Source organism: Ancylobacter polymorphus, from assembly GCF_030813495.1.
Taxonomy (GTDB): domain Bacteria; phylum Pseudomonadota; class Alphaproteobacteria; order Rhizobiales; family Xanthobacteraceae; genus Ancylobacter; species Ancylobacter polymorphus.
On sequence record NZ_JAUSUI010000018.1, the window covers coordinates 2,501 to 5,846 of the forward strand.

General features: G+C 55.2%; 2 rRNA genes. Both read left to right on the plus strand.

The features are described 5' to 3' along the window. Window positions 1-203: 203 nt before the first annotated feature. Window positions 204-3,024 (plus strand): 23S ribosomal RNA (locus J2S75_RS22390). A 107-nt stretch (window positions 3,025-3,131) separates the two neighbouring features. Then, a 5S ribosomal RNA gene (gene rrf, locus J2S75_RS22395) occupies window positions 3,132-3,246 on the plus strand. Window positions 3,247-3,346 lie beyond the last annotated feature (100 nt).

Sequence of the window (3,346 nt, forward strand, 5' to 3'; positions counted from 1 at the left end):
AACCGTGGACGTGCCCGGCGGGAGCGTGACCGCACCGTCCTCGAACAACTGCGAAGCAAGCTGGTCTTTAGAAATAGCTTTGATACCGTGTGGCGGGTCTCTCAAAACCGCCACGCCCCCACGAACCGCCGCTCGGGTTGCACACCCGGACGGAGCCCGGTTCGTGTTGAGAGTTCCATGGGGTGGGTATCGAAGATGAGAACGATCAAGTGTCTTAAGGGCATTCGGTGGATGCCTTGGTGCTGAGAGGCGATGAAGGACGTGGTACGCTGCGATAAGTCACGGGGAGCTGCGAACAAGCTTTGATCCGTGAATTTCCGAATGGGGAAACCCACCTTCGACGACTGGGACTCTGAAGTCTTGCCGCGCTGGAGCGATCCGGTGCGCTGAGGCTTTGGAATTCCAGTTGTCAGATGAAGGTATCAAATCCTGAATCCATAGGGGTTTGAAGCGAACCCGGGGAACTGAAACATCTAAGTACCCGGAGGAAAGGACATCAACAGAGACTCCGTTAGTAGTGGCGAGCGAACGCGGACCAGGCCAGTGGTGAATGTGCGACAAGTGGAATCGGTCAGGAAAGCCGAGCCTTAGTGGGTGATAGCCCCGTACACGTAATGCAATCATTCATCCTCGAGTAAGGCGGGACACGAGAAATCCTGTCTGAACATGGGGGGACCACCCTCCAAGCCTAAGTACTCCTCAGCGACCGATAGCGAACAAGTACCGTGAGGGAAAGGTGAAAAGCACCCCGACAAGGGGAGTGAAAGAGTTCCTGAAACCGGATGCCTACAAACAGTAGGAGCCCAAGGTTCGTCCTGGGTGACTGCGTACCTTTTGTATAATGGGTCAGCGACTTAGTCTGGCGAGCAAGCTTAAACCGATAGGTGTAGGCGCAGCGAAAGCGAGTCTGAACAGGGCGTTCAGTTCGTCGGATTAGACCCGAAGCCGAGTGATCTAGCCATGAGCAGGTTGAAGGTGCGGTAACACGCACTGGAGGACCGAACCGGTGCCCGTTGAAAAGGTCTCGGATGACTTGTGGCTAGGGGTGAAAGGCCAATCAAACTCGGAAATAGCTGGTTCTCCGCGAAAACTATTTAGGTAGTGCCTCGCGTGAATACTCCAGGGGGTAGAGCACTGGATGGGCTAGGGGGATTTACCATCTTACCAAACCTAACCAAACTCCGAATACCTGGAAGTACTGCGCGGGAGACAGACGGCGGGTGCTAACGTCCGTCGTCGAGAGGGAAACAACCCTGACCTACAGCTAAGGCCCCCAAGTCGTGGTTAAGTGTGAAAGGATGTGAGAGTCCGAAAACAACCAGGAGGTTGGCTTAGAAGCAGCCATCCTTTAAAGAAAGCGTAACAGCTCACTGGTCTAGGATTCTTGCGCCGAAAATGTAACGGGGCTCAAACCACGCGCCGAAGCTTAGGGTTCATCTTCGGATGAGCGGTAGCGGAGCGTTCCGTAAGCCTGCGAAGGAGGACCCGTGAGGGCCTCTGGAGGTATCGGAAGTGCGAATGCTGACATGAGTAACGACAAACAGTGTGAGAGACACTGTCGCCGAAAGTCCAAGGGTTCCTGCGTAAAGCTAATCTGCGCAGGGTTAGCCGGCCCCTAAGGCGAGGCCGAAAGGCGTAGTCGATGGGAATCAGGTGAATATTCCTGAGCCTGTGGGTAGTGACGAATCCCGTGTGTTGTCAGACGAATTGGTTCTGTTCTGGCTTCGAAGGGGTTCCAGGAAATAGCTCCCACAACATAGACCGTACCCGAAACCGACACAGGTGGACTGGTAGAGTATACCAAGGCGCTTGAGAGAACTATGCTGAAGGAACTCGGCAATTTACCTCCGTAACTTCGGGATAAGGAGGCCTCCATTCTGGGCAACCAGTGTGGAGGGGCACAGACCAGGGGGTGGCAACTGTTTAGCAAAAACACAGGGCTCTGCGAAATCGCAAGATGACGTATAGGGTCTGACGCCTGCCCGGTGCCGGAAGGTTAAGAGGAGAGGTGCAAGCTTTGAATCGAAGCCCCGGTAAACGGCGGCCGTAACTATAACGGTCCTAAGGTAGCGAAATTCCTTGTCGGGTAAGTTCCGACCTGCACGAATGGCGTAATGACTTCCCCGCTGTCTCCAGCATAGACTCAGTGAAATTGAATTCCCCGTGAAGATGCGGGGTTCCTGCGGTCAGACGGAAAGACCCCGTGCACCTTTACTGCAACTTTGCACTGGCATTCGTGTCGGTATGTGTAGGATAGGTGGTAGGCTTTGAAGCGAGGGCGCCAGCTCTCGTGGAGCCATCCTTGAAATACCACCCTTATAGATATGGATGTCTAACCGCGGTCCGTCATCCGGATCCGGGACATTGCATGGTGGGCAGTTTGACTGGGGCGGTCGCCTCCCAAAGAGTAACGGAGGCGCGCGATGGTGGGCTCAGACCGGTCGGAAATCGGTCGTCGAGTGCAATGGCATAAGCCCGCCTGACTGCGAGACTGACAAGTCGAGCAGAGACGAAAGTCGGCCATAGTGATCCGGTGGTCCCACGTGGACGGGCCATCGCTCAACGAATAAAAGGTACGCCGGGGATAACAGGCTGATGATGCCCAAGAGTCCATATCGACGGCATCGTTTGGCACCTCGATGTCGGCTCATCACATCCTGGGGCTGGAGCAGGTCCCAAGGGTTCGGCTGTTCGCCGATTAAAGTGGTACGTGAGCTGGGTTCAGAACGTCGTGAGACAGTTCGGTCCCTATCTGCCGTGGGTGTAGGAATATTGAGAGGATTTGTCCCTAGTACGAGAGGACCGGGATGAACGTACCTCTGGTGGAGCTGTTGTGGCGCCAGCCGCAGTGCAGCGTAGCTATGTACGGACGGGATAACCGCTGAAAGCATCTAAGCGGGAAACCCACCTCAAAACGAGTATTCCCTTGAGAACCGTGGAAGACGACCACGTTGATAGGCCGGGTGTGTAAGTATGGCAACATATTGAGCTTACCGGTACTAATCGTTCGATTGGCTTGATCGTTCTCATCCTCGATGGCCATCCCATCAGGATCAAAGACATCCAAAGACCAGGCGCTAACGCGCCGACCCAAACGGGTCCTTGCTTCGTAAATTGCTGTGCTTCGCCGGCCTGGTGGCCATTGCGAGGAGCCCCAACCCGATCCCATCCCGAACTCGGCCGTTAAACTCCTCAGCGCCGATGGTACTATGTCTCAAGACCTGGGAGAGTAGGTCGCTGCCAGGCCTGCTAAGCACAGCAAAACACTTCTTCACACCCCAAACAAAACCCCGCCCGTGACACCTCACAGGCGGGGTTTTGCTGTCTGAGCCCGGGAAAACAGGGC